Consider the following 24,651-nt stretch of genomic DNA (forward strand, 5'->3'; position numbering starts at 1 on the left):
GAACAGGTTGGCCTGGTAGAAGGCCATGCCGGACGGGGCGATCACTGGATCCCAGTAATAGAACGGCTGCTCGAAGCCGTCCTTCTGGGTGACGCTGTCGGGGATCGGCTTGCCGGAGTACTCCTCGCCATAGGTGACGACGGGCCAGCCGTAGTTCTTGCCGGGCTCGGGATGGTTCAGCTCGTCGCCGCCGCGCGCGCCGTGCTCGACGGTCCACAGCTCGCCGCTGGAGTCGAGGGCGGCGGCCTGGATGTTGCGGTGGCCCAGCGACCAGATCTCGGGCTTGGCGCCGGCCGTCTTCGCGAACGGGTTGTCGGCCGGGATCGAGCCGTCGGCGTTGATGCGGATCACCTTGCCCAGGGTGGCGTCCAGATGCTGGGCCTGGACGCGGCCCGGCAGGATCGAGCGCTCGCCGGTGGTGATGAACAGCTTGCCGTCGCGGGCGAAGACCAATCTGCCCCCGAAGTGCAGGGCGCTGTCCATCTTCGGCGCCTGGCGCCAGATGACCTGGACGTTCTCAAGCTTCGGCGCGGCGCCCAGCACCAGCTTGCCGCGCGCCACGGCGGTGCCGTTCACGCCGCCGTCGGCCTCGGCGTAGCTCCAGTAGATCAGGTGGTTGGTGGCGTAGGCCGGGTCCAGCGTCACGTCCAGCAGGCCGCCCTGGCCCGACGCGAACACGTCCGGCAGGCCGGCGACGGCGGGCGAGAGCTTGCCGTCCTTGGTCAGCACGCGCAGGCGTCCGGCCCGCTCGGTGACCAGGATTTCGCCGGTCGGCAGGAAGGCCAGGGCCCAGGGGTGGTCGAGGCCGCTGGCCAGCACCTGGTACTGGCCGATGGTGTTGGAGCTCAGGCCCGGCCCGCGGGTCTGGCCCGCGAAGGCCGGCTTCTGCTCGGGCGCGTTCGGCGGGCGGGTCTCGACGGGAGCTCCCGCCTGTCCCGGCTGGGCGGGGGCGGGACCGCAGGCGGCGAGCGCGGCGGCGATGGCGGCGGAGGCGGTCAGCAGAGTTTTTCGCATGGGGCCAGCCTAGGACAGTTTTGGGGGAAGGGGCTCTTTGGTTCTTACCTAAACACGATCAGGTCAGTCCGCACCCGGCGAGTCGAAGAAACCACTCCAGTCCGCCCCGACCTTCAGCTCCCGCCGTTCGTCGCTGGCCTGACGCGCCAACTCCAGCAGCTCCATCACCCGCAGCGCTTCAGTCACCGGCACCGGAGACGGCCCGCCCACAACGATCGCTTCGCGGACGCCGGCGTAGAAGGCGCGGTAGTCGGAGGGCTCGGGGCTGACGTCGGCGTGGGTGGGCGCGTCGTTCTCCACCGTGGTCAGCACGCCGTGGCGGCTGTCGCGGCCATAGCCGGGGGCCCCGGGGATCATGCCGGCTTTCAGCTGGGCCTCCTGCGGGTCCAGGCCGTGCTTGACGAAGCTGCCGCCCGTCCCGTGGACGGCCAGGCGCAGGTCGCTGGCGGTCAGCATGCTGCCGTGCAGGATCACGCGCAGGGTCGGATAGCGCAGCACGACGTGGAAGTAGTCGTCCGCGCCCGGTCCGGCGCGCTGCACGCCGATATCGGCGCTGATCGCCAGTGGCGGGCCGAACAGCACCAGCGCCTGGTCCAGCAGGTGCGGGCCAAGATCCATCCAGGCGCCGGCGCCTTGGCCGGGGCGCTCGCGCCAGCGGTCGCGGACGACGGGGCGGAAGCGGTCGAAGTGGCTTTCGTACTGGACGATCTCGCCCAGGGCGCCTTCGGCGATCAGCCGTCGCAGCGTGAGGAAATCGCTGTCCCAACGGCGGTTGTGGAACACCACTAGCTGGCGGTCGGCGCGCGCGGCGGCCTGCGCCATGGACCGGGCCTCGGCGGCGGTCACCGCGAAGGGCTTGTCGACGACCACGTGCTTGCCCGCCTCGAGCGCCGCGATCGTCTGCGGGGCGTGCAGAGTGTTTGGCGTGGCGATGACCACCAGGTCGATGGCGGGATCGGCGAGGGCGGTCTGGAGATCGGCGACGACGCGGACCTCCGGATGGTCGGCGGCGACCTTGGCCGGATCGCTGGACACCACGGTCGCCAGCTTGAGCCCCGGCGTGGCGGCGATCAGCGGGGCGTGGAAGGTCTTGCCGACATAGCCGTATCCGACCAGGGCGACGTTCAGGATGCGCGAGTGAGGCATGGCGCAGCTTTAAACGAAAAGGGCCGGGGATGGCTCCCCGGCCCGGATCGCGATCGCGTGAACCGCGAGGATCAGATCTTCACCGGCTCCATCTTGGGCGCCAGCAGGTGCACGACCAGCAGAGCGATCAGATAGGCGCTGCCGGCCACCAGGAAGATCGGGGCGTAGGTGCCGATGCTGTCCAGCACCTTGCCGATGTACTTGGAGAACACCATGCCGCCGAATGCGCCCAGCATGCCGCCGATGCCGACGACCGAGCCCACCGCGCCGCGCGGGAACACGTCCGAGGGCAGGGTGTAGAGGTTGGCCGAGAAGCCCTGGTGGGCGGCGGTGGCGACGCCGATGATCAGCACGGCCAGCCAGACCGAGCTGGCGTAGGAGGCGAAGATCACCGGCACGGCCAGCAGGGCGCAGACCAGCATGGTGAGCTTGCGGGCCTTGTTGATGCTGGCGCCGTTCTTGATCAGGGTCGAGGACATCCAGCCGCCGGCCACGCTGCCGACGTCCGACAGCAGGTAGATGGCGATCAGCGGCGGACCGAAGGTCTTGAGGTCCAGGCCATAGCGCTTGCCCAGGAAATCCGGCAGCCAGAACAGGAACATCCACCAGATCGGGTCGATCAGGAACTTGCCCAGCGAGTAGGCCCACGTCTCGCGCTTGGTCAGCAGCTTGGTCCAGGCGATCTTCTCGACCGGGTCGGCCGGATCCTGCTCGATGTGCGCCAGCTCTGCCGCCGACAGGCCCTTGGCCTCGCGGGGACGGCGATAGACGATCAGCCAGATCGGCAGCCAGACCAGGCCCGCGACGCCGGTGACGATGAAGGCCATCTGCCAGCCGAAGGCCAGCACGATGCCCGGAACGACCAGCGGCGTGACGATGGCGCCGATGTTGGTGCCGGCGTTGAACAGGCCCGTGGCGAAGGCGCGTTCCTTCTTGGGGAACCACTCGGCCACGGCCTTGATGCCGCCCGGGAAGCCGCCGGCCTCGCCGATGCCCAGACCCATGCGCGCGGCGATGAAGCCGGTGATGTGGCTGGCGCCGGCGTGGGCGATGTGGGCGACCTGCCAGATCAGGAAGGCGATGCCAAAGCCCCAGCGGGCCCCGATCTTGTCCATGATCTTGCCCCACGCCAGATAGGCGATGGCGTAGGCGAGCTGGAAGTAGAAGACGAGATCGGCGTAGTGGGTTTCGTCCCAGCCGAACTCCTTGGAGAGGTCCGCCTTGAGCAGGCCGATCGTCTGGCGATCGACATAGTTGATGACCATCGCCGCGAACAGCAGGCTGACGATCACCCAGCGGTACCGTCCGATCTTCTCGGAGGGCTCGGGCGCTTTCGAAACGTCCATGGACTTGGCCTTCCTTCCCTATGTTTCTTTTATTTCGCCGGCGCCGCGACGCAGTCCACGGTTCCGAACGGGCCGAAATCGACGTGGGCCACGTCGCCGGCGGCCACGTCGTGAATGCCCGTGGTGGCGCCGGTCGTGACGATCATGCCCTTCTTCAACGGCTTGCCGCGCGCGGCGACCGCGCCCAGCAGGAAGGCGAGAGCCGCCAGCGGCGAGCCCGGGATGGTCGCCGCGGTGGCCTTGCCCACCGACTTGCCGTTGATGATGGTCTCGACCGGCATATCCTCCCAGGCGATGTCGCGCCAGTTGGAAATGGCCTGACCAATGATCTGACCATCGTTGTTGCCGAAGTCCGAGGCCACCACCGTCGGTCCCAGGGCGTTGATGGTCTTCAGCGGGCTGCCGGCGATCTCGACGCCGACCAGCAGTTCGCCCACGTAGTCGGCGGCTTCCTCTGCGGTCCATTGGGTCTTGTCGGCCGGAGCGTCCTTGCCCAGGCGGATGATGAATTCGGCCTCGACGGCGCAGAAGCCGCCGTCGATGGCGCGGAAGCTGTTGGGCTGGCCGTCGGTCCTGGCGTCCTGCACGTTGGCCTTGAAAATACAGCCGGCGAGGCGCTCGGCGCCCAGGCGTTCGCGGTGCTGCGGCGGCACCAGGCCGACCTTCCAGCCGACCAGCTCGTCGGGCCACAGGTCGATGGCGATGTCCTGCACCGCATAGCCGTCAGCCATGGTCGCGGGAATCACGTCGCCGGGATAGCCGGGAACGGAAACGCCGTCCTGGCGCGCCTTTACGAACTGGGGAGCAATGGCCGTGGGGGCGAACGCCTTATAGTCGGCCTCAGAAACGGTCACGCCGCGGATCCTCCCTAGAATTCGGCCCAAGTCCCGCTTGGCGGGTTTGTCCAGTGTCTAGTGGAAACCGGTGTCATTGACAATGCGGCGCTAAACACTTGGGCCTGGAACAGCCTCTCGGACCTGTGGCTTGACAGCGGCTACAGCGCGTATAGCGTCGCGAAGATTTACGGATGTAAGCGTCATGCACATCACCGCCGCCGAATCTCACGTGATGGAAGCGCTCTGGCGCCGCGCGCCGCTGTCGGCCGACGAGCTGGTCGCCGAGGTCGGCGCCTCGCAGAACTGGGGCGAGGCCACAGTCAAGACGCTGATCAATCGCCTGCTGAAGAAGAAGGCGATCAAGTCCGAGCGCGCGGAGGGCCGCCACGGCTATCGCCCGCTGGTCGATCGCAGCGCCTATGTCCAGGCCGAGAGCCAGGGCCTGCTGGATCGCCTGTTCGACGGCCAGCTGGCGCCGCTGATCAGCCACTTCGCGCAACACCGCCCGCTGAAGGCCGAGGAAGTCGCCAAGCTGAAGACCCTGATCGAGGGGTTGGAAGAGGGGCGGTAAAGACGGTCGAGAGGTCGTCGGCGCGACGCGCGGTCAGCGCTTGATCTTGGCGTAGGGCGTGAACACCCCCAGCAACACGCTACCGCGCGCCAGGCCGCCCTTGCCGCCGCTTTCGATCACATCCACTCGATCTCCCCTGCAAGTGGAGTTGATCAGCGGCCGCGATTGCAGGACGGCCTGACGATCAAGGCTGGCGGCGCCGGCCTGCGGACGGTTCACATACAGCGCCCCGTCCGGCATCCGGTACACGATCGCCGTCCTGTCGACGATCTCGGCGCCGAACGCGCGGCCCGTCTCGAGGCAGGTCACCGGCTCGCCGGCCACCCGACCGTCGAGGATCTTGGCCAAGCTGGCCTCGCCCTTGTCGTCGGCCGCGGCGGCCTGGCCGGTTGCGACCATCAGCGCCGCGACCGCCAGGGCCGCCGCCGTCATCCGCGTTTCAACAGCCATCCTCGACCTCCTGTCTCTCGATACCTGCTCTGCGGTCCCCAGGTTAAGCCGCCGAAGGCGCGCCGCGCTAGCCTCGCATCGCTCGCGCTTCCGGCCCCGACTTCAGCGCCCGGGCGGCGACGTCCAGGGTTCGGACGGGCGCGGGCTCGTCCGTCTGCTCGTCCGCGTCCGGCCCCGGCCGCGCGCGCAGCGCCGTCACGAAGTCGTCGCGCCAGGCGGTGACGTCTTCGCGGCGGACGTTGTCGAACAAGGATTCCCAGCGACGCTTGCGCTCGGCCAGGCTCATCGACAGCGCCCGCTCCAGCGCGTCGGAGATCTCCTCCGGGCTGTTGGGATTGATGATCAGGGCGTCCTTCATCTGCCGCGCCGCGCCGGCGAAGCGCGACAGGATCAGCACGCCGGGATCCTCCGGATCCTGGGCCGCGACATATTCCTTGGCCACCAGGTTCATGCCGTCGCGAAGCGGCGTGACCAGGGCCGCCTTGGCCGCCCGATAGACGCCCGCCAGCTCGTCGCGCCGGTAGGAGCGATTGACGTAGCGGATCGGCGTGAAGTCCATCTCGGCATAGGCGCCGTTGATCCGGCCGATCAGGCCGTCCAGCCGGCTGCGCAGGTCCTGATAGGCTTCGACCTCGTCGCGGGAAATCGGGGCGATCTGCAGCAGCATCACCTCGCGCCGCATCTCCGGATGGTCGTGCAGGAACCGCTCGTAGCCGATCAGCCGCTCCTCCAGGCCCTTGGAGTAGTCGAGGCGATCGACGCCGACGAGCATCTTGCGGAAGACGCTGTGGGCCATCATCCGGTCGTAGGTCTTGCGGGCGTTGTCGCTCTTGACGATCTCGGCGAAGTCCTGGGCGTCGACCCCGATCGGGAAGGCGGCCGCGCAGGTGCGGCGGCCGAACGCGACCAGCTCGCCGCGTGCGTTCTTCGAGCCTTGCACCTCCGAGAAGACATAGCCCTCGAAGGCCTGCAGCGACTCCTCGGTCTGGAAGCCGATCAGGTCGTAGTCGAACAGCGCTTCGACCAGCTGGCGATGGCGGGGCAGGGTGACGACTAACTGATGCGCCGGCCACGGGATATGCAGGAAGAAGCCGATCCGATTGGTGATCCCCATCCGGCGCAGCTCCCGCGCCACGGGGATCAGGTGATAGTCGTGGACCCAAACGATATCGTCCGGCTCGATCAGCGGCGCCAGGGTCTCGGCGAAGCGGCGGTTGACCCGGTCATAGCCCTCGCCGAACGAGCGGTCATAGGCGGTCAGGTCGACGCGATAGTGGAACAGCGGCCACAGCGTCTTGTTGGCGTAGCCGTTGTAGTACTCCTGGTAGTCGGTCTCCTCGAGATCGACGGTGGCGACCGTAACGCCCTCAATGCGTTGCATGTTGAGCTGGCCGGTGAACTCCGGAATGGTCTTTCCGCTCCACCCAAACCAGATGCCGGAGTATTCGCGCAAGGCCGCCGCCAGGGCCATCGCCAAGCCGCCGACGCTGCCTTCGCCGCCCTCGGACGGGTTGGGCGGATTGACCCGGTTCGAGACGACGATCAGGCGGCTCATGCAAGGACCTCCGCGGTTTCCGTCAGGCGCTCCAGCCATCCGAGCACGGCCTCTGGGCCGTCGAGGTGGAAATCGGCCTCCGTCGGGCGCGGCTTGCCCGCCAGGACGCCGAACCCGCCCAGGCGGCGGGCGGCGGCGAAGCCGTCCTCGTCGGTCAGGTCGTCGCCGACGAAGATCGGCGTCGCATCCACGAAGGGGGTCTCGTCCAGGAAGGCGGCGACGGCCGAGCCCTTGTCGGCGCCGGGCGTGCGAAGCTCGGCCACCATGTCGCCCAGTTGCAGGACCAGGCCCGTGGCCTGCGACAGGCGCTCTGCCGCCTCGACCACGGCCTCGGCGCAGGCCGGCGCGTTGCGATAGTGCAGGGCGACGCTGAGCGTCTTGTCCTCGAACAGCAGGCCGCGTTCGCAGTCGGCCAGCTCGCCCAGGATCCGGCGGGCGTCCTCAAGGCCGGCGTGGGGCTTGATTTCGGTGATCGTCCCATCCACCGCGCGACGCACCAGGCCGTGGACCGCGCCGATCGCTCGCACGCCGCCGCCCAGGATGTGGTCGAGGTCCGGCAGGGACCGTCCGCTGACTACGGCGACGCGGTCGTCGAAGCGCCGGCGCAGCCGGGCGAGCACGCGAGCCCGCCGCGCGTCGGGACCGACGTCGTCGGGGCGCGGCATGATCGGCGCCAGGGTGCCGTCGAGGTCCAGGAACAGGGCCGCGCGGCGGGGAAGGTTGAACGGCGGGGGCGAGAGATCCGCGGATCCCGCGCGCACGACAGGCTGGGCCGTCATCACGAAACCCCCTCATCTGTAAGCAACATGCGCCAAGAACGCCGAACGGCCGGGTTCGATCCGCCGGCACGCTGAAGCTCACGGGTTTGTGCGGAGGGGGTGAGGGGGAGACCCGCTCCCTAGAAGAGCAGTTTCCGTACGCTGAACTGCACCACGCGCCCGCGCGGATCCAGATAGTCCGGCTGATAGGTCACCGGGATGACGCCGTTGGCGTCGCGAACGGTTTGCTTATCGTTGAACAGGTTGTTGACGGCCAGGGTCAATCGGGTCCCGCGCAGGATCGGGTACTGCTGCACCAGCTCACGGCGGACACCGAGATTGGCGAACAGGCGCAGGTTGACGGTGGCCAGGCTGGAGAAGTCGAGGTCGGTCGTGGCGCCGCCGACGCCGCTGTCGACATGGGTGGCGCTCTTCCAGTTGGCCGTGACGCGCGCGCCGAGGCCATACTTGGTGATCCCCGCCTGGGCCTCGACCTCGTTGCGGGCCTGGCCGCCGCCCGAGCCGATTACGTCGCCGTTCAGCAGGTCGAGAACCGGAACGCCGTCGGCGACAGTGACTTGCTCCTTGAGGTGGATCGTGTGGAACAGGGCCAGCTGCAGGCGCGTGGCACGCGGATTGCCGCCGCCGCCCCGGCCGCCGAAGCCGCCGCCGCCAAAGCCCCCGCCCGGGCCGCGCGCGCCGTCGCCGCGTCCACCACCGCCGCCGTCGAAGCCGGTGCGCGGAACGGTGTCGCCGACGGCAGGGGCTTGGGCCTGCTGCTGCGCGGCGTTGGGGTCGGAGGGCGTTTCCGTTGGCGGCGTCTGCGGACGATCCGCCGCGTCGGCTGTGGGCCGCGCGGCCTGGTCGCCGGCAAAGCGCGGACGGAAATCGCCGGGCTGGGGCGGCGGCGCATTGCCGATCTGCCGCGAGAAATTGAAGCCCCAGCGGAACTGCTCGCTCTCGCGCTTGGCGAAGTTGACGGGACGGGTGTCGATGCGGGTCAGCACGCCGTTGGCGTCGCGGGTGAAGCGGTCGGGGAAGGCCGCCTCGACCGCCGCCGTCGCCGCCGGGAAGCTGGAGACCGGATCGTCGATCCGCACGCGGCTGTAGTTGGCGGTCAGGGACAGGCCCTGGATTTGGTCGGGCTTGTAGGTCGCGCCCAGCCGCAGGACGTTACGGGTCTCGGCCCGCAGGTTCGCGTTGCCGCCGCTGATCCGGGTGACGTCGACGCTCTGGCCGCGCACATAGTCGAAGACCTGGGCGTTGGGCGTGGTGATCAGCGGATTGCCCAGCTGGCTGATGCTGGGGGCGTTTTCCTGGCGCGTCGCCGAGACGATGAAGCTGACCGGCTTGATCGGCGACCAGGTCGCGCCGCCGCCGATCGTGGTCAGGCTGCCGAAGTCCGAGACGGAATGGACGGCGAGGTTCAGGTTGGCCGACAGGTCGCCGATTCCAGCGCGCACGCCCTTGCGGCGGCTGGCCAGCGGCAGGTCGAAGCTGACCTGGGCGTTGGCGTCGCCGCGCGACAGCTCGCTGTCGCTCTCGACGCCGGAGCGGAGCGAGGTGGCGGTCAGGCGCGAGCCGGTCACGCCCAGCTTCACGGTCGTCGACAGGTCGCCGGCCTTCAGCTTGGCCAGGGCGCCGTTGGCGACGAACTGCAGGTCGCCGCTGTCGGTGGTCGAGCGGGCGCGGTCGGTGTTGAGCGAGAGGCCGGTCAGGGGCGCGAACGGATTGAAGGTCGGATCCAGCGCGGTCAGGCGGGTCTGCAAGCCGGTGACGTCCACGCTGCGGTCGGTCTCGGTCTTGCTGATCGCGTGGTCGTAATTGCCGGTCAGCGACAGGCGCAGCGCCTCGGTGTCGCGGTTCAGAGTGAAGCCGGCGTGGCCCGCGAGGTTGCGGTTGGTCTGGCCCAGGGCGTCCTGGTCGCCGAGATAGCGATAGAGCGCCACGTCCTGGCCGAACGGCGAGAACGGATCGGCGGCGGGGATCAGGAGGCGGGCGCGGGCCGGGCCGAGCAGCGAGTCGGTCTGCGAGGCGGTCAGGCCCAGGTTCAGCGTGGCCGACACGTTGTCGAGGATGTTGCGGTTCGTCACGCTGTTGATCGACAGCTGCCGGTTGCGCGGCAGCAGGGTGCGGTCATCGCGGATGTCGCTGGTGTTGGCGCGGCCGGCGGTGGGCAGGAAGGCCGACAGGGGCTGGAGGCCGCCGGCGGCCGCGGCGGGGACGCCCGCCACCGTGACCGGCGTTCCGGCCAGGGCGCTCAGGCTCGCCAGCGGGCCGCCGTCGACCGAGCCGATATTGCCGGTGAAGTCGTAAAGCCCGGTGCTCGTCCGGCTGACTAGGTCGCGGTCGCTTTCCAGCAGCTGGTCGGCGTTCTGGATCTTGATCGCCAGGTTCGTGCGGCCGTCACGGTTCAGCCGCAGCTGGCTCCAGTTCAGTTGCTGGCTCATCTGGCCGCCGTCCGTCGAGCCGCCGACCGTGGCGTCCACGGTCGAGGCGCGGAAACGCTGGCGCAGCACGATGTTCACGACCTTCTGGTCGGCGGTGTAGCCGTACTTGAGCGCCACCTCCTCGGGCAGGATCTCCACGCGCTGAATCGCCTCGGTCGGGATGTCGCGGATCTCGCCCTGGCCCGAGATGCGCCGGCCGTTCAGCAGCACGACGGGATCGCCGCCAAGGCCGCTGGTGGTCTGTGGCGTCAGCTCGGTCAGCAGGTCGTCCATCGACGAGACGCCGAACGCGCGCACGTCGGCGGCGCTGAAGGTCTCCTCGGCCGGGATGTCGCCCAGCACCGCGCCATAGGGCTTGCCGCTGGCGGTGATGGTGATGGCCTCGACCTCGGTGTCGGCGTCCTCGGTCGTCGCCGCGGTCTGGGCGGGCTTCGGCGCGGCCTGAGTCGCGCGCGGCGCGGCCGGCGCCGGGGCCGGCGCGGCGGGCTTGGCCTGGGGCGCGGCGGGGGCGGGCGGTGTCTCCTGGGCCTGGGCGGCGCCGGCCGCGACGAATCCCAGGAACCCGACCAGGGCCAGCTTGCTGCTCGTCACCGCGCGTCTCCGAAGTCTATCAAGTCCCAGGACCGCCGATGCCTGCGCGATGTGGCGTCCGGATTTCAGTGTTTGCCGAGCTTGCAACAACTTGGCCTAGCGTTCGCCTAACGGACGGACGTCCAGGGGCGGCTCAGCAGCACCGCGCAGTTGATCAGCCCGACCAGCGAATAGGTCTGCGGATAGTTGCCCCACAGCTCACCGTCCGCGAAACCGATGTCCTCGGACAACAGCCCGGCCCCCGTGCGCCGCGACAGCATATCCTCGAACAGAGCCCGGGCCGCGTCGGAGCGGCCCTGAAGGTGCAGGGCCTCGATCAGCCAGAAGGTGCAGATGTTGAACGCCGTCTGCGGCGAGCCGAAGTCGTCGGGGATGGCGTAGCGCAGCAGGTAGGCGCCGCGCCGCAGGCCTTCCTCCACGGCCTTCAGGGTCGCCAGGTTGCGCGGGTCCTCGGCCTTGTGGAAGCGCAGGTCGACCAGTTGCAGCAGGGAGGCGTCCAGCTCGTCGCCCTCGAAGGTGGCGGCGAAGCGGCCCAGCGTCTCGTTCCAGGCGCGGTCCTCGATCACCTTGCGGACATGCGCCGCGCGGCCGTTCCAGAAGGCGGCCTTCTCGGACAGGCCCAGCTTCTCGGCGGCGTTGCCGAGGCGATCGCACGCGGCCCAGCACATGGCCGAGGAATAGGTGTGGACATTGGCGCGGCCCCGGAACTCCCAGAGGCTGGCGTCAGGCTGGTCGTGAAGGCGGAAGGCCTGCTCGCCCACGGGCTCCAGCGCCTCGAAGTCGTCGATCGTGGCCGGGCGCAGCAGGCGCTCGTCGAAGAAGGCCTGCACCGTCGACAGCACGATCTGGCCGTAGACGTCGTTCTGGATGTGCTCATAGGCCTGGTTGCCGACCCGCACCGGCCCCATGCCGCGTTAGCCGGGCAGGTCGGGGGCGACGGTCTCGGTTAGCACCTCCTCGAAGCCGACGCCGAACAGGGGCTGGATATGGCCGCCCTCGGCCCGATCGACGATGTTGCGCAGATAACCGAGATAGTTCTCCAGGACGTCGACCGCGCCCAGCCGGTTCAAGGCCTGGACCACGTAATAGGCGTCGCGCAGCCAGCAGTAGCGGTAGTCCCAGTTGCGGCCGCTGTCGGCGTGCTCGGGGATCGAGGTGGTCAGGGCCGCGACGATCGCGCCGGTCTCCTCGTGCTGGCAGAGCTTGAGGGTGATGGCGGCGCGGATCACCGCCGTCTGCCAGTCCAGCGGCACGGCCAGGCCCCGCACCCAAAGCTTCCAGTAGCTCTCGGTCTCGCGCAGCATTCGCTCGCAGGTCGGACCGACGGGCGCCTCGAAGCCTTCGTCCGCGCCCAGGAACATGGCGATCGGCCGCTCGAGGCGGAACGCGCGCTCTTCCAGGATGTGCGAGACCGGCGCGTCGGTGGTCAGGCGCATCGTCATGTCCGAGCACAGGTAGCGGATATGATGCGAGCCGCGCGTGTGCTCGGCGACCTTGGCGCCCCAGCCGGCCGTCGGTCGCAGACGCAGGGTGATGCGCGCCACGCCGACCAGGGGGCGGATCAGGCGGATGAAGGCGGTGGGGCGGAAGATGCGGCCGAACTGCTGGTAGCGCGGCGCGAAGTCGAGGATCTCGATCCGCGCCCCGTCCTGGTCGGCGATCTCGGTGCGCAGGATCGGCGTGTTGCGGATATAGCCCTGGCGGACCTCGGCCCGGCGGTCGACCTGCACGTCCCACAGGCCCTTGGCGTCCGCGCCATCGGGGTCCGCATCGTCGAGCAGGGCGCTGAACACGGGGTCGGAATCCACGCGCGGGGCGCAGGCCCAGACGAAGCGGCCGGCGGTGTCGATCAGGGCGCTGACCGCGCAGTTGCCGATCGGAAAAAGGTCGAGCGTCTTCTTGTCCAAAGGTCTTGTTCCTAGCGCCCCTGTCGGCCGCCCCCAGCGGTTCGTCTTGCCGGGGTGAAACCAACGGTGTGGCTTGCGGGTTCCTATCCTTGAGAAATCCGTCGCGGCTTGGCGGCGGAAGGGTGGGGGCGCGGCCCGTCGCGTTGACGGCGAAGGTCCAGGCGACCATCTGAACTTTGTGACGCGGCGCGGCCGCGCGAGGGCGACGGACAGAGTGACGGTGAAGCGAGTCTTGAGATCCTGCGGCGTCCTGGCGGCGGCGCTGAGCGTGTTGCCCGTCTCGCCTGTTCTGGCCCAGTCCCAGAGCCCGCCCGTCGCCGCCGGCCGTCAGGTCCAGGCGGTCCCGGTCGTCCCGGCCGCGCCGCCCGTGGATCTCGCCGCCCTGTCGTTGAGCGCGCCGCAGGTCGAGGCCCTGGCCCAGGCGCTGCGCGGCGCGGGCGCCCATGGCCTGCCGCCCGAAAGGTTCGCGCCGGACGCGGCGATGGCGCTGCTGGCCGACCCGTCCGCCCGCGCCAAGGGACAGGCGCAACTGATCGACCTGACCCTGGCCTATGCCCGCGCCGTCCATGTGGGCCGCCTGCCGGCCAGCGGGTTCATGGCGGAGTGGGGGCTGCGGCCGGAGGCCTACGACCCTGCGCCGGATTTCGCCGCCGCCGTCCAACAAGACCGGGTCGCCGCTTGGCTGGCGAGCCTGCCGCCGCCCTACACCGGCTACCAGACGCTGATGACGGGCCTTTCGACCTATCGCGGTCTCGCGGCCAAGGGCGGCTGGAGCGTCGTGCCGGCCGGGCAGAGCCTGACCGAAGGCATGGCCGACCCGCGCGTGAAGACCCTGCGGACCCGGCTGGCGGTTGAGGATCCCACGGTCGCCCGCACCGGAAGCGACGTCTACGATCCGGCCTTGGTCCAGGCCGTGCAGCGGGCCCAGAAGCGGTTCGGCCTCAATCCCGACGGCGTGGTCGGGCCCGGAACGCTGAACGCCCTCAACGTCCCGGTCCAGCGGCGCATCGACCAGATCGAGGCCAATATGGAGCGCTGGCGGTGGTTGCCCCAGACCCTGCCGGCCGACCGCATCCAGGTGAACGTCGCCGCCGCCGTCATGTCGGTCTTCCAGCAAGACACGCCGACCCTGACCATGCGCGCCGTCACCGGCCGTCCGGGCGACGAGACGCCGATGCTGTCGTCGATGATTCATAGCGTGGTGCTGAACCCGCCCTGGAACGTGCCGCAGTCGATCGCGGCCAAGGAGCTCTGGCCGAAGGAGAAGGCCAGCCCCGGCTATCTGGCGCGCAATGACTTCATCGTCATCCCGACGGACGACGGCGGCTCGCGCCTGCAGCAGAAGGCTGGACCCAAGGCTGCCCTGGGCCAGGTGAAGTTCGACTTCAGCAACCCCTACGGCGTCTATCTGCATGATACGCCCAGCCGCTCGAAGTTCGACAGCTTCAGCCGCCTGGCCAGCCACGGCTGCGTGCGCCTGCAAAAGCCGATCGAGCTGGTGAAGTTGTTGCTCGCGGGCGACCCGGTCTGGGCGCCCGAAAAGATCGACGCGACCCTGGCCTCGGGCGATACCGTGCGCGCCAAGCTGCCCCAGCAGATCGCGGTCTTCCTGCTCTATTGGACGGCCTATGTGACCCCGGACGGTCAGGTGAATTTCCGCGACGATCCGTATGGCTGGGACAAGGAGCTCGTGCAGCGTATCGCCGCACTTTGACCCGGCTCAGCTTGCATTCTTAACGCTCTTGCGGTGTCCTGCCCGCTCTTCAGTGTCGGGTAAGGGCGTAAACGCATGCATCGACGTAAGCTGCTCCAGTGGGGGCTGGGCGCTTTCGGGGCCGGACTTCTACCGCTCGCGGCCGCGCGCGCCGACGACGACATCATCGGCGCGATCCTGCAGGGAAAACATCCGACCGCGCCGCCCGTTCCCGCGCAGCCCGCTCTGCGCCCGACCGTGGCGGCCGTTCCGGCCCCTGTCGAAACCCGCTGGGTGCATTTGCACAATGTCCACACGGGCGAGAAGCTGGAGGCGGCCTACTGGGAGAACGGCGACTATGTCCCCGACGCCGTCCAGGCCCTGGACAAGGTGCTGCGCGACTATCGCAACGACCAGGTCCATCCGATGGACCCCGGCCTCTACGACATCCTGGCCAAGATCCAGGCCCGCACCGAAACCAAGTCCCCGTTTCAGGTGATCTCCGGCTATCGCTCGCCGGCGACCAACAGGATGCTCGCCAATCGCAGCGGCGAGGTCGCCAAGCACAGCCTCCACATGGAGGGCAAGGCGATGGACATCTATCTGGAAGACGTCGCCCTCGAACATGTCAGGGCCGCCGCCCTGGATCTCGGCATGGGGGGTGTGGGTTATTACCCGCAGAGCCGGTTCGTCCACGTGGACGTGGGCCGGGTGCGCCAGTGGAAGGGCGCGTGATCGAAGCGAGGTAGGATGAGCGAGCGTCGTGGCGGCCGGTTCGGCTCAATCTTTGTCGGCTTCGTCCTCGGCGTCCTGACCACCCTGGTGGCGATCTTTTTCCTGAACCTGGGCGACGACGGCGGCGTCGAGGACGTCACCGAGCCGCGTGTCTCCGCCGCCGAGCAGGCGGCCGACTCGGCGATGCGCGCGCCGTCCAACGTCGAGACGGCGCCGGCCGTGGAGACCGCTTCGCCCACGCCGCCGCCGGACACCGCGCCGGCCGCCGCGCCGCCGCCGCCCGCTCAGCTCGATCCCCAGGTCGCCGAGGACGCCGCCGCGGCCGGCATGACCTCGCGGACGCGCTAGATCAGGTCAGGAAGCGGCTGAGCAGGTCCGGGTGGATCATCCAGCCGAAGAAGCCGGACAGGCCCATCAGCACGCCGAACGCGCCGAAGCCCCAGCTGGCGTAGAGCACCCTCGCGCTCTCAGTGAGGGCGGCTACGGCGGCGATCGACACCGCGATCGAGACCAGGGCGTCGCACATGTCGAACTGGTCGTCGTGATAGTTCAGGGCGTCGTAGCGCTGCTCGAAACCCCGCGCCTTGGCGGCCAGGACCGGGATCTCCGCCTGGTACTTGGCCACCTGGGCCTTCAGGGCCGCCAGACGCGTGTCGAACGCCGCCGTGTCGTCCGCCTTCGCCACGCCGCGCAGCAGGGTCAGTTCGTCCAGCGAGCCCTCGGTGATGTGCAGCTTGGTCTTGGCGGCCTGGTACTCGCCCCAGGTGTCGACCGCGTCGGCCTTGGCCTGCTGCATGGACTGCACCAGGTTGTCGTCCTTGATCTTCATGATGCCGAGGAACACCGACAGCACGACCACGGTGATCGCGACCATGCGGTTGAGGGCCTTGCTCTTGGCCTCGGCGGAAATCTCGATGTCCATGCTCAAGCTCCGGTGTCCGCGACGCCTTGACGCGGGAGCAGGGCGGTTTCGTGGCGAAGCCTGCTGACACCGCGCTGGCGGCAGCAGGGGCGCAGGTTCCTTGGGCAAACCAAGGAGATGCGCTTGGCCATCAGGGGAAGCTGCCTGTGCGGCGGCGTTCGGTTCGAGCTGTTCGAGCCGCCGGCGATGATGGGGACATGCCATTGCTCCCGCTGTCGCAAGGCGGGGTCGGTCACCTACGCCTATGTCCGGGCCGAGGCGTTCCATTGGCTGGCGGGCCGAGCGCTCTTGACCCGCTACAAGCCCCGGCCGCCGTTCCGCTTCGTCCGCACGTTCTGCCGCCGCTGCGGCACGGCGTTCGGCGACCCCGACACGGGCCGGGTGATCGCCGTCGCGGCCAGCTGCCTGGACGACGATCCCGGCGTGCGGGCGTCGTTCCACGAATATGCGCCGGACGACGTCCCCTGGTCTCCGGGCTGCGGCGATGGGCCGTTCGGCTTGAAATGAAAAGGGCGGCGGCCCGAAGACCGCCGCCCTTCAAGGCGATCGCGCGGTGAGCGCCCTATTCCTTCGGCGCCGGCATGGCGGGCATGGCGCCGGCCTTGCTCTTCATCGCCACGTGCTGGGCCGGGGGCAGCGGGATCAGGCCGCGGCCCTGCAGGTAGCCGCCGCGACCGGTCGCGGCGTCCGACACGAACTCGGTGACGAACTCCTTCAGGCCCGGCGTCACGCCGACCTGCGACTTCTTCACGTAGATGTAGAGCGAACGCGACAGCGGATACTGGCCGCTGGCGATCGCCGCCGGGGTCGGCTTCACGCCGTTGACCGCCGCGCCCTTGATGCGCGAGGCGTTCTCTTCCAGGAACGAGAAGCCGAAGACGCCCAGGGCGTTCGGGGTCTTCTCGATCGTGCCGACGATGGCGTTGTCGTTCTCGCCGGCGTCGACCCAGCCGCCGTCGGTGCGCATCGGCGAAACCGTGGCCTTGAACTTCTTCTCGTCCTCGCCCTTCATCTTGGCAAGCGTCGGCAGCTTGGCCGCGCCGCCTTCCATGGCAAGTTCGACGAAGGCGTCACGGGTGCCCGAGGTCGGCGGCGGCCCGTAGACCAGGATGCGGGCCTTGGGCAGGCCTTGGCCGACTTCGTTCCAGGTCTTGTAGGGCTGCTTGACCAGCTGGCCGCCGCGCAGGGTCTGGTCGGCCAGGCCCAGGTACAGCTGCTCGAGCTTGAAGTTGAAGTCCGGGCCCTGCTTGTCGGTCGCCACGACGATGCCGTCGAAGCCGATCTTCAGCTCGACGATGTCCTTCACGCCGGCCTTCTGGCAGGCCTGGAACTCGGACTTCTTCATCGGACGCGAGGCGTTGGCGATGTCGGGGAACTTCTCGCCCGTGCCGCCGCAGAACATCTTGATGCCGCCGCCAGTGCCGAGGCTCTCGACCTTGGGCGACTTCTTGCCGGTCTTCTTCGAGAAGTTCTCGGCCACGCGGGTGGAGAACGGGAACACCGTCGAGGAGCCGGCGGCCCAGACGTAGTCGCGGGCCGCGTGGGCTTGGTCGGCGACGGCGAGCAGGGCGATGGTCGCAACCGCGCCAAGGAGCTTGTTCATGTCGTCAAATCCTGTGTCGTCCGGGGAACGTGGGGGAGCATGCCGGACCGATGGGCTGGCTTTTGTCACAGTTCGAAGACAGTTTTACGACAGCGTCCGTGTGCGGACGAAGCTTGGCCATTGCGAGGGGCTCGACCAATCGGCTTGACCCTCGGGGCGACCAAGCCTACCCCGGACGGCGAAGGCATGGAGGCCCAAAAGGCCTCCGGGAACGCGGTGACAATCCGCGGCTGCCCCCGCAACTGTGATCGTCCGTCGATCGTCGCGGCCTCACGCCACTGGGAGTTCAACCTCCTGGGAAGGCGCCGCGACAGGAGGGCGTAAGCCAGGAGACCGGCCTTCGTCACATCAACGCGGCCGGCGGGGTGTCCGGCGAAGGACGGACGATGAACGAAGCACCGCAAGACGAGGCTGAAAAGAACGCGCGCCATAACGCCCGGATGAAGGCCATCCAGGCGGCGCGGGCCAAGATGATGGCCGAGAAGAACATCGAGAAGGGGCTGCTGATCGTCCACACCGGGGCGGGCAAGGGCAAGACGACCGCGTCGCTCGGCATGGCGATCCGCGCCATCGGCCACGGCCACCGGGTCAGCATCATCCAGTTCATCAAGGGCGCAATGACCACCGGCGAGAAGGTCGTGTTCGACGCCTTTCCCGACCAGGTCGAGTTCCGGCCGATGGGCGAGGGCTTCACCTGGGACACCCAGGACCGCGCCCGCGACATCGCCGTGGCCCGCCAGGCCTGGGAGGTCATCAAGACCCGCATCCTCGACCCCGAAGATTGGGACATGGTGATCGCCGACGAGCTGAACATCATCCTGCGCTACGACTACCTGCCGCTGGCCGAGGTGCTGGAGGTCGTCGCCGCGCGGCCCGAGGGCAAGCACGTGGTGATCACCGGCCGCAACGCACCCGAGGCCCTGATCGAGGCCGCCGACCTCGTCACCGAGATGGCCCAGGTCAAGCATCCGTTCCGCGCCGGCGTGAAGGCCCAGGCGGGGATCGAGTTTTGAGCATCCTGCGCGAGGCCGACGACGGCCCGGCGGTGGTGGTCTGCGACACCTGCCGCTTCTCGGCCGAGGAGCGCGACAGTCCCGACGGCGTCCGGGGCGGGGCGCTGCTGGCGAAGGCTCTGCGCGAGGCGGCGGATGGAACGGGCGTGGCGGTCCAGACCATGCCGTGCCTGTTCAACTGCGGCCAGCACTGCTCGGTCCACCTGCGCGCGCCCGGCAAGATCGGCTACATCCTGGGCCGCTTCGAGCCGACCGCCGAAGCCGCCCGGGCGATCCTCGACTACGCCGTCGCCTATGCCGACAGCGAGGAGGGCGTCGTGCCCTACCGCCAGTGGCCCGAGGGCGTGAAGGGCCACTTCATCGTCCGCGTGCCGCCGGCGGGCAAGCTGGTCGCCGACTAGCTCACCACCAGCCGTAGCGCGGGGCGAAGCGGGCCTTCAGGTCGTCGACCTCGCGCTCGGCGTCGCGGATCGCGTCGGCGGCCCGGCGGCCGTCCTCGATCGCCTCGCGGCGTTCGCGACGCAGGCGGTGCAGGCGATCGCGCAGCTCGCGGGTCTGCTCTTCGGTCAGCTTGGGATTGCGCAGCTCGTCCTCGACCCCATCGGCCTGGCGCGCCCGCCGATCGGCCCGGGCGTCGGCGCTGTCGAGGTCGGAGCGGGCGCTGGCCAGCCGGCTTTCGGCGGCGTGGACCCGCTCGCCGTCGGCGTAGCCGCCGAGGAATTCGGGCTCGACCGGCGGCGGGCAGACGCCCTTATAGGCATGGCCGTCACGGCCCACGCGAAAGCCGTTGGCCTCCGTGCAATAGCGCATCAGGCCCTGCTCGCGGCCTAGCGCGTAAAGGCTCATGTCCGGTGTGACGCCGGTCTTCTGGCAGGCCTTGGCGTGGTCGTCGATCCGGCTCATCAGGCGGCCGTCGGCGCCGTCGTTGTAGCCGATCGCGCGCCAGTCGCCCTGCAGGCACTGCTGCTTGCTGAGCGTGGCGCAGGCCGCGAGCGTGAGGCCCGCCAAGATCACGAAGCTCCCGGCGATCAAGGACCGCATGGCGTGGACGCGCACTTCAACCTCCCGAGCTCGTTTTCAGGGAGCTTAAAGCTTGGCCGCGTGAACCGGGCCTGAACGGCTGAGCTAGAGCGTGAGGCCGAAAGTGCGAACCGGTTTCGGCCGACCTGACGCTCTAAGGCTCTAGGGTCGGGGCTCGGCGGCGGGCGCGGCCGGGGGCGGGCTGCTGGGCGGCGCGGGGACGTCCGGAACAGTCAGCGGCGCCACGGGCAGGCCGTCGGGTCCGATCTCGCCTTCCAGCGGCAGGCCAAGGTCCTCCAGCGGATCTTCTTCGACCGGGGCGGCGGCCGAGCGGCCCAGGGCCGACAGCATGAAGGCCTTCCAGATCTTGGCCGGCTCGCCGCCGCCGACGACGCCGTTCATCGGGCTGTTGTCGTCATTGCCGAGCCAGACCCCGACCACCAGATCGTCGACATAGCCGACGAACAACGCGTCGTGATAATTCTGGGTGGTGCCGGTCTTGCCGTAGGCGCCTTCGATCGCCGCTTCCAGGCCGGTGCCGCGATGGGTGGCCGAGCGCAGCAGGTCGCGCATCCCGGCCAGCACCTTGGGGTCATAGGCCGTGGTCTTGGGCTTGCTGAAGCTCTCCAGCGCGTGCGGCACGATCGGATACTCGCCCGCCGCCACCGAGGCGTAGGCGGCCGTCAGCCGCGTCAGGCTCATCGAGCCGGTGCCCAGCGCCATGGTCAGGTCGTCGGGAATCTTCTCGGTGATCCCGAGATCGCGGGCGACCTTGATCACCTTGGCGGGGCCGAGGTCATGGGCGAGGCGCACGGCCGCGACGTTCGACGAGGCGGCGAAGGCGCTGATCAGCGGGATCTCGCGATCGCGATACTTGCCCTCGTGGTTCCTGGGCGTGTAGCCGCTGACCTGAACCGGCGTGTCGAGGATCGGGCTGGTGGTCGTCATGCCCTCGCGCAGGGCCGCCAGATAGACGAACAGCTTGAACGAGGAGCCGGGCTGGCGCTCGCCGTCGGCGCGGTTGAACTGGCTTTCCTTGTAGTCGCGGCCGCCGACCATGGCGACGACGCGGCCGTCCTTGCGCATGGCCACCAGGGCGCCCTGGGTGATGTTCAGGACCTTGCCGTCGCGCTCGATGAAGTCGTTGAGGATCGTTTCGGCCTTCTCCTGGAGCTCGGGGTCCAGGGTGGTGCGGACGATCGTCTCGCCGTAGCGCGGACCGATGCTGGCGCGCGCCTGGGGCAGGGCCCAGTCGGCGAAGTAGGAGCCGGTCGGCACCTTGTCCTCGACCTCGATCGGCGAGACGTCGCCGACCTCGTCGGCCTGCGCCTGGGTGATCGTCCCGGTCTCGACCATGGCGCCTAGGACCACCCGCATCCGTTCGCGGGCGCCGTCGAGGTTGTTGGTCGGCGCCAGGCGCGAGGGGGCCTTCACGAGACCTGCCAGCATGGCCGCTTCGCCGATCGACAGCTGCTCGGGCTGCTTGCCGAAGTAGTGCCGGGCCGCCGCGCGCAGGCCAAAGGCGCCGTCGCCGAAATAGACCGACGACAGGTAGCGCGACAGGATCTCGGCCTTGGAGAGGCGGGCTTCCAGATAGACCGCGATCAGGGCCTCCTGGGCCTTCCGGCGAAGGTTGCGATCGCTGCTCAGGAAGGCGTTCTTGGCCAGCTGCTGGGTGATGGTCGAGCCGCCTTCCGACACGCCGCCAGCCTGGGCGTTCTTGCCGAGCGCCCGGGCGATCGCCTTCGGGTCGACGCCCATGTGGCTGTAGAAGCGGCGGTCCTCGATCGCGATGAAGGCGCCGGGCACGTAGGCCGGCAGCTTGGTCACGTCGATCGGCGCTTCCTTGTAGGAGCCGCGCTTGGCGATCGGCGAGCCGTCGTTGGCGACCAGCACGATGGCCGAGTTGTTCAGCGGCTCCAGCGCCCGGCTCAGCGGCAGCGACCAGAACAGGGCGGCGACCAGCGCCACGACCAGCACGACGGCCGCGGCCGCGCCGATCAGCCAGATGTGCCGCTTCCAGAAGGGCTTGCGGGCCGCCGGAGAGCCTTCCGGCGCGGCATGCTCGGCCGCCGGCGTCGGGGGAGCAGGATCGGCCACCACCACCTCGGGATCGCCCGGCGGCGTGTTGGGATCGAGGGTGTTCGGATCGTCGGACATGGGATCGGCGCTCGCTTCGGGCGCACGCCCGCACTCGTCGTCGGCGCTCTTACCACACGTCAGGGCCAAGCCAAGCGCGGGGAACGGGAAGTTTTTCCGTCCGCGCCTCTTGAACGGCGGCGGGGCGATCATAACTGACCTCCCCGTGAGGCCGATGCCTCTGCCCTTTCCTGGGCGTTTCCTCCCTGACTTTCCAAGCCCGGCCTTGTCGCCGGGCTTTTCTTTTTGCCACGTCGCTGGAAAGTATCTCGGGCGAGCGATAACGCTGCCTTCCTGGGCCTTGCGCCCAGGACCCATCGTTCCGAAGCCGCTGCGTTTGACGAGCGTTCTAGGCGTTCAACCCCGTTCACCCACGAGTTCACAGCCCGTCGCTGGCATGGGTCCTGGGCACATGGCCCAGGAAGGCGTTCGAATATGCACGCGCGTTTACGGTCAGCCCGCCAGCAACGCCCGCAGCTGGCTCACCGCCCGCTCCGGCGGAGACTGATAGGCGATCGGCGCCACGAACTGGCCCTTGGCGTCGAACAGATAGACCGACGAGGAGTGGTCGATCGTATAGCCGCCGCCCTCCTGAGGGACCTTCTGGTAATAGACGCGATAGGCCTTGGCCGCCTTGGCGACGGCGTCCGGCGCGCCGGTGAGCCCGCGGATGCGCGGGTCGAAGTTCGACAGATAGAGCCGTAGCTGCTCGGGCGTGTCGCGCTCGGGATCGACCGAGACGAACACCACGTTCAGCTTGTCGGCGTCGGGCCCCAGCGCCTTCAGCCAGGCGGTGAGGTCGGTGAGGGTGGTCGGGCAGACCTCGGGGCAGTAGGTGAAGCCGAAGAAGATCGCCGTGGGCTTGCCCAGCAGCGCCTTTTCGGTGACCGGCTGGCCGTTCATGTCGATCAGGTTGAACGGCCCGCCGAGCTGGACGCGTCCGCCGGCCAGACCTCCTCCGCCCTCGCGCTGGCAGGCGGCCAAGGGGGCGGCCGCCACCAGGACGGCCGCCGCAGCCAGAAGAACCCTTCGCATCAGTGCGCCATGCCGGGCATCGGCGGCGTCTTGACGACCGCGTCAAGGGTGACCGGCGCGGCGGTCTTGAACTTCAGGGTCAGCGAGACCTTGGCGCCCTCTTTCAGCTGGGCCTTGGGGGCGATCAGCATGATGTGGTCGGCGCCGGGCTTCAGGGCCACAGACTTGCCGGCCGGCAGGGCCAAGCCCTCGGTCAGTTGGCGCATGCGCATGACGCCGCCTTCCATCGACATGGTGTGGATCTCGCCGCGGCTGGCGGCCGGGCTCTCGACCGAGACGAGGCGGTCCTCGCCCTTGGCGGTCAGGGTCACGTAGCAACCGGCGGCCAGGGCGCCCGCGACGGTGGGACGACACCAGGCGTCGGTCGCCGTGACCTTGGCGGCGGGCGCGGCCTGAGCGGCCGAGGCGAGTGCGACGGTGGAGACGGCGATCAGGGTCAGGGTCTTCATGGTCAGGCTCCAGCTTTCAGGGGTGGCGAGATCAGTCGCCGAAGAACGAGGTCGATCAGAAGGGCCGCGATCAGCGAGGCGCCGACCAGCGGATAGATTACGGCCAGCGGTACGACGATGGCGAGCAGGCCGACGTAGGCGACGCGCGTGGTCGGGCGGGCGGGGGCGGCGAGACGACCCTTGGGGCGGCGCTTCCACCACATCACGACGGCCGAGACGCCCAGCAGCCAGATGGCGACGCAGCCGGCCAGCATGACCAGCTTGTTGACCAGGCCAAACTGCTGGCCCTGGTGGACGGCGATGCCCCACTCGATGGCCTTGGCCGCCGGACCGAAGTCACGGTAGCCGAGGTCGGCCAGGACATGGCCGTCGCGGCCGTCGAGATAGACGGTGCGCGTGCGCTCGACCTTGTCGGGCATGTAGGCGGCGGTCCAGGTCCCGCCGGGCGTCTTGGGCAGGGTCAGGGTGAAGCCGTCGGTCAGGCCCGCCGCGCGGGCCTTGGCGACGATGGCGTCGGCGTCCAGAGGCGTGCTCATCTCCATCATCGCCGCATGGTCGTGGCCTTCCATGTCGGACATCGGCGGCGCATGGGTCTGCAAAGCCCAAGGCACGCCTTCGGCGGGCTCGGGCGCGGGCTTGGCGGCGTGGTGCGGCTCGGCGACCGGCGGCTTGGGGCGGCCAAGACCGGCCTCCGTGGTGATCTGGCGGACCTCCTTGCCCCAGAAGGCCGACCAGGGCATGCCGGTGACGGCCAGGAATACGATCACCACGCCGCTGAAGGCGCCGGTCACCGCGTGGAAATCTCGCCAGAACAGGCGCTTGGCCGGTTTGCTCCGCACCGTGACGATCCCGCCGGACTGGCCGCGCGGCCACCACAGGAAGACGCCGGTGGCGACCAGCACGATGGCCCAGCCGGCGACGACCTCGACCATCAGGTTCATGACCGGCCCGGCGATATCCAGGCTGTGCAGCCGCTTGACGAAGCCCAGGGCGCCGCCGGGCTGGGTCTGGCCCAGATACCGGCTGGTATGGGGATCGACATAGGCCGTGCGCTTGCCGTCGGCCGTCTGGACGGTCGCCTGGACCGAGCGGTCGCCGCGGGCGGGGATCATCAGCTGCCCGACCTTGCCGCCGGTCGCGGCCTGGGCCGAGGCGATCCAGGCGCTGGGGGCGGTGGTCGCGGGGCTGTCGGCCACGACCACCAGCGGGCGCTGGACGATGGCGCTGAGCTCGTCCTTGAACAGATACAGCCCGCCGGTCAGGGCCATCAGCATCAGAATCGGCAGCACCAAGAGGCCGGCGTAGAAGTGCCAGCGCCAGACGGCGCGGTAGATTTCGCCGGCCGGGGCCGGACTTTCAGGGGTTTCGATCGCGGACATCGCGAAGCTCCAGGGCTGTGGCGGCGACCCTCGCGAGCC

22 protein-coding genes, 1 pseudogene and 1 riboswitch are annotated in these 24,651 nt (G+C 69.1%); of the genes and pseudogenes, 7 read left to right on the plus strand and 16 right to left on the minus strand.

Features of this window, described 5'->3' with window-relative positions; translation table 11 throughout:
* The 4 genes from DI526_RS10195 to DI526_RS10210 all read right to left on the minus strand — a co-directional run.
* The coding region (locus DI526_RS10195; RefSeq protein WP_304277245.1) for a PQQ-dependent sugar dehydrogenase at window positions 1–1,014 on the minus strand (1,014 nt) is incomplete at its 3' end.
* A 63-nt stretch (window positions 1,015–1,077) separates the two neighbouring features.
* Window positions 1,078–2,160 carry an oxidoreductase gene (locus DI526_RS10200; RefSeq protein WP_304277247.1) on the minus strand — a complete coding sequence of 361 codons (1,083 nt, stop codon included), beginning with the start codon at window positions 2,158–2,160 and terminating at the stop codon, window positions 1,078–1,080.
* Window positions 2,161–2,231: 71 nt separating this feature from the next.
* Window positions 2,232–3,506 carry an MFS transporter gene (locus DI526_RS10205; RefSeq protein WP_304277249.1) on the minus strand — a complete coding sequence of 425 codons (1,275 nt, stop codon included), beginning with the start codon at window positions 3,504–3,506 and terminating at the stop codon, window positions 2,232–2,234.
* Window positions 3,507–3,535: 29 nt separating this feature from the next.
* Window positions 3,536–4,360, minus strand: coding sequence for a 2-keto-4-pentenoate hydratase (locus tag DI526_RS10210; RefSeq protein ID WP_304277251.1), 825 nt, complete (start codon window positions 4,358–4,360; stop codon window positions 3,536–3,538).
* Window positions 4,361–4,544: 184 nt separating this feature from the next.
* On the opposite strand from DI526_RS10210, the gene DI526_RS10215 reads away from it, so the two are divergent.
* Entirely contained in the window at window positions 4,545–4,913 is a 369-nt protein-coding gene (locus DI526_RS10215; protein WP_304277253.1) for a BlaI/MecI/CopY family transcriptional regulator, read from the plus strand.
* Between the two features lie 33 nt (window positions 4,914–4,946).
* On the opposite strand, the gene DI526_RS10220 is transcribed toward DI526_RS10215, so the two are convergent.
* The 5 genes and pseudogenes from DI526_RS10220 to DI526_RS10240 form a co-directional block, all read right to left on the minus strand.
* Window positions 4,947–5,363, minus strand: coding sequence for a hypothetical protein (locus tag DI526_RS10220; RefSeq protein WP_304277255.1), 417 nt, complete (start codon window positions 5,361–5,363; stop codon window positions 4,947–4,949).
* A gap of 67 nt (window positions 5,364–5,430) precedes the next feature.
* Window positions 5,431–6,918: an alpha,alpha-trehalose-phosphate synthase (UDP-forming) gene (gene otsA, locus DI526_RS10225; RefSeq protein WP_304277256.1), complete on the minus strand. Its 1,488-nt coding sequence runs from the start codon at window positions 6,916–6,918 to the stop codon at window positions 5,431–5,433.
* On the minus strand, window positions 6,915–7,700 hold the full coding sequence (otsB, locus tag DI526_RS10230) for a trehalose-phosphatase (protein ID WP_304277259.1): 786 nt from the start codon (window positions 7,698–7,700) through the stop codon (window positions 6,915–6,917). The genes otsA and otsB overlap by 4 nt, the downstream gene beginning before the upstream one ends.
* A gap of 116 nt (window positions 7,701–7,816) precedes the next feature.
* Window positions 7,817–10,717 (minus strand): TonB-dependent receptor, encoded by a 2,901-nt coding sequence (locus DI526_RS10235; RefSeq protein WP_304277261.1) that lies wholly within the window; start codon window positions 10,715–10,717, stop codon window positions 7,817–7,819.
* Between the two features lie 107 nt (window positions 10,718–10,824).
* Window positions 10,825–12,624, minus strand: a pseudogene (locus DI526_RS10240) (glycoside hydrolase family 15 protein).
* A gap of 220 nt (window positions 12,625–12,844) precedes the next feature.
* Between DI526_RS10240 and DI526_RS10245 the strand changes: the two are divergent.
* The 3 genes from DI526_RS10245 (at window position 12,845) to DI526_RS10255 (ending at window position 15,400) form a co-directional block, all read left to right on the plus strand.
* Window positions 12,845–14,338 carry a murein L,D-transpeptidase gene (locus DI526_RS10245; protein WP_304277318.1) on the plus strand — a complete coding sequence of 498 codons (1,494 nt, stop codon included), beginning with the start codon at window positions 12,845–12,847 and terminating at the stop codon, window positions 14,336–14,338.
* A gap of 75 nt (window positions 14,339–14,413) precedes the next feature.
* Entirely contained in the window at window positions 14,414–15,052 is a 639-nt protein-coding gene (locus DI526_RS10250) for a DUF882 domain-containing protein (protein ID WP_304277263.1), read from the plus strand.
* Window positions 15,053–15,067: 15 nt separating this feature from the next.
* Complete coding sequence (locus DI526_RS10255) at window positions 15,068–15,400, plus strand: hypothetical protein (protein WP_304277265.1); 333 nt, start codon at window positions 15,068–15,070, stop codon at window positions 15,398–15,400.
* A gap of 1 nt (window position 15,401) precedes the next feature.
* Here DI526_RS10255 and DI526_RS10260 read toward each other — a convergent pair whose 3' ends face one another.
* Window positions 15,402–15,974 carry a DUF4337 domain-containing protein gene (locus DI526_RS10260; RefSeq protein WP_304277267.1) on the minus strand — a complete coding sequence of 191 codons (573 nt, stop codon included), beginning with the start codon at window positions 15,972–15,974 and terminating at the stop codon, window positions 15,402–15,404.
* A 123-nt stretch (window positions 15,975–16,097) separates the two neighbouring features.
* Between DI526_RS10260 and DI526_RS10265 the strand changes: the two genes are divergently transcribed.
* The gene (locus DI526_RS10265; RefSeq protein ID WP_369691961.1) at window positions 16,098–16,481 is read left to right on the plus strand and encodes a GFA family protein; all 384 of its coding nucleotides are present in this window, start codon (window positions 16,098–16,100) and stop codon (window positions 16,479–16,481) included.
* A gap of 55 nt (window positions 16,482–16,536) precedes the next feature.
* Here the strand turns inward: DI526_RS10265 and DI526_RS10270 are convergent, their stop codons facing one another.
* Window positions 16,537–17,577, minus strand: coding sequence for a substrate-binding domain-containing protein (locus tag DI526_RS10270; protein ID WP_304277269.1), 1,041 nt, complete (start codon window positions 17,575–17,577; stop codon window positions 16,537–16,539).
* A gap of 165 nt (window positions 17,578–17,742) precedes the next feature.
* A riboswitch (cobalamin riboswitch) is annotated at window positions 17,743–17,934 on the plus strand.
* Between the two features lie 29 nt (window positions 17,935–17,963).
* On the opposite strand from DI526_RS10270, the gene cobO reads away from it, so the two are divergent.
* Window positions 17,964–18,590: a cob(I)yrinic acid a,c-diamide adenosyltransferase gene (gene cobO / locus DI526_RS10275; protein ID WP_304277271.1), complete on the plus strand. Its 627-nt coding sequence runs from the start codon at window positions 17,964–17,966 to the stop codon at window positions 18,588–18,590.
* Window positions 18,587–18,991 (plus strand): DUF1636 domain-containing protein, encoded by a 405-nt coding sequence (locus DI526_RS10280; protein ID WP_304277273.1) that lies wholly within the window; start codon window positions 18,587–18,589, stop codon window positions 18,989–18,991. Before cobO ends, DI526_RS10280 begins: the two co-directional genes overlap by 4 nt.
* 1 nt (window position 18,992) lies before the next feature.
* Here the strand turns inward: DI526_RS10280 and DI526_RS10285 are convergent, their stop codons facing one another.
* The 5 genes from DI526_RS10285 to DI526_RS10305 form a co-directional block, all read right to left on the minus strand.
* Window positions 18,993–19,646, minus strand: a complete 654-nt coding sequence (locus DI526_RS10285; RefSeq protein WP_304277275.1) for a DUF2799 domain-containing protein — start codon at window positions 19,644–19,646, stop codon at window positions 18,993–18,995.
* A 126-nt stretch (window positions 19,647–19,772) separates the two neighbouring features.
* Complete coding sequence (locus tag DI526_RS10290) at window positions 19,773–21,902, minus strand: transglycosylase domain-containing protein (RefSeq protein ID WP_369691963.1); 2,130 nt, start codon at window positions 21,900–21,902, stop codon at window positions 19,773–19,775.
* 300 nt (window positions 21,903–22,202) lie between these two features.
* On the minus strand, window positions 22,203–22,784 hold the full coding sequence (locus tag DI526_RS10295; RefSeq protein ID WP_304277277.1) for an SCO family protein: 582 nt from the start codon (window positions 22,782–22,784) through the stop codon (window positions 22,203–22,205).
* Window positions 22,784–23,233: a copper chaperone PCu(A)C gene (locus DI526_RS10300; protein ID WP_304277279.1), complete on the minus strand. Its 450-nt coding sequence runs from the start codon at window positions 23,231–23,233 to the stop codon at window positions 22,784–22,786. Before DI526_RS10300 ends, DI526_RS10295 begins: the two co-directional genes overlap by 1 nt.
* A 2-nt stretch (window positions 23,234–23,235) precedes the next feature.
* Window positions 23,236–24,612: a PepSY domain-containing protein gene (locus DI526_RS10305; protein WP_304277280.1), complete on the minus strand. Its 1,377-nt coding sequence runs from the start codon at window positions 24,610–24,612 to the stop codon at window positions 23,236–23,238.
* Window positions 24,613–24,651: the final 39 nt, after the last annotated feature.

Source organism: Caulobacter segnis, from assembly GCF_003243465.1.
GTDB classification, from domain to species: Bacteria; Pseudomonadota; Alphaproteobacteria; order Caulobacterales; family Caulobacteraceae; genus Caulobacter; species Caulobacter segnis_A.

What these genes read in the sequence shown, in the direction of transcription:
- DI526_RS10200 (WP_304277247.1), bottom strand. Translation starts at nt 2,160, where the DNA reads ATGCCTCACTCGCGCATCCTGAACGTCGCCCTGGTCGGATACGGCTAT.
- DI526_RS10205 (WP_304277249.1), bottom strand. Translation starts at nt 3,506, where the DNA reads ATGGACGTTTCGAAAGCGCCCGAGCCCTCCGAGAAGATCGGACGGTAC.
- DI526_RS10215 (WP_304277253.1), top strand. Translation starts at nt 4,545, where the DNA reads ATGCACATCACCGCCGCCGAATCTCACGTGATGGAAGCGCTCTGGCGC.
- DI526_RS10220 (WP_304277255.1), bottom strand. Translation starts at nt 5,363, where the DNA reads ATGGCTGTTGAAACGCGGATGACGGCGGCGGCCCTGGCGGTCGCGGCG.
- otsA (WP_304277256.1), bottom strand. Translation starts at nt 6,918, where the DNA reads ATGAGCCGCCTGATCGTCGTCTCGAACCGGGTCAATCCGCCCAACCCG.
- DI526_RS10250 (WP_304277263.1), top strand. Translation starts at nt 14,414, where the DNA reads ATGCATCGACGTAAGCTGCTCCAGTGGGGGCTGGGCGCTTTCGGGGCC.
- DI526_RS10255 (WP_304277265.1), top strand. Translation starts at nt 15,068, where the DNA reads ATGAGCGAGCGTCGTGGCGGCCGGTTCGGCTCAATCTTTGTCGGCTTC.
- DI526_RS10260 (WP_304277267.1), bottom strand. Translation starts at nt 15,974, where the DNA reads ATGGACATCGAGATTTCCGCCGAGGCCAAGAGCAAGGCCCTCAACCGC.
- DI526_RS10270 (WP_304277269.1), bottom strand. Translation starts at nt 17,577, where the DNA reads ATGAACAAGCTCCTTGGCGCGGTTGCGACCATCGCCCTGCTCGCCGTC.
- cobO (WP_304277271.1), top strand. Translation starts at nt 17,964, where the DNA reads ATGAACGAAGCACCGCAAGACGAGGCTGAAAAGAACGCGCGCCATAAC.
- DI526_RS10290 (WP_369691963.1), bottom strand. Translation starts at nt 21,902, where the DNA reads ATGATCGCCCCGCCGCCGTTCAAGAGGCGCGGACGGAAAAACTTCCCG.
- DI526_RS10295 (WP_304277277.1), bottom strand. Translation starts at nt 22,784, where the DNA reads ATGCGAAGGGTTCTTCTGGCTGCGGCGGCCGTCCTGGTGGCGGCCGCC.
- DI526_RS10300 (WP_304277279.1), bottom strand. Translation starts at nt 23,233, where the DNA reads ATGAAGACCCTGACCCTGATCGCCGTCTCCACCGTCGCACTCGCCTCG.
- DI526_RS10305 (WP_304277280.1), bottom strand. Translation starts at nt 24,612, where the DNA reads ATGTCCGCGATCGAAACCCCTGAAAGTCCGGCCCCGGCCGGCGAAATC.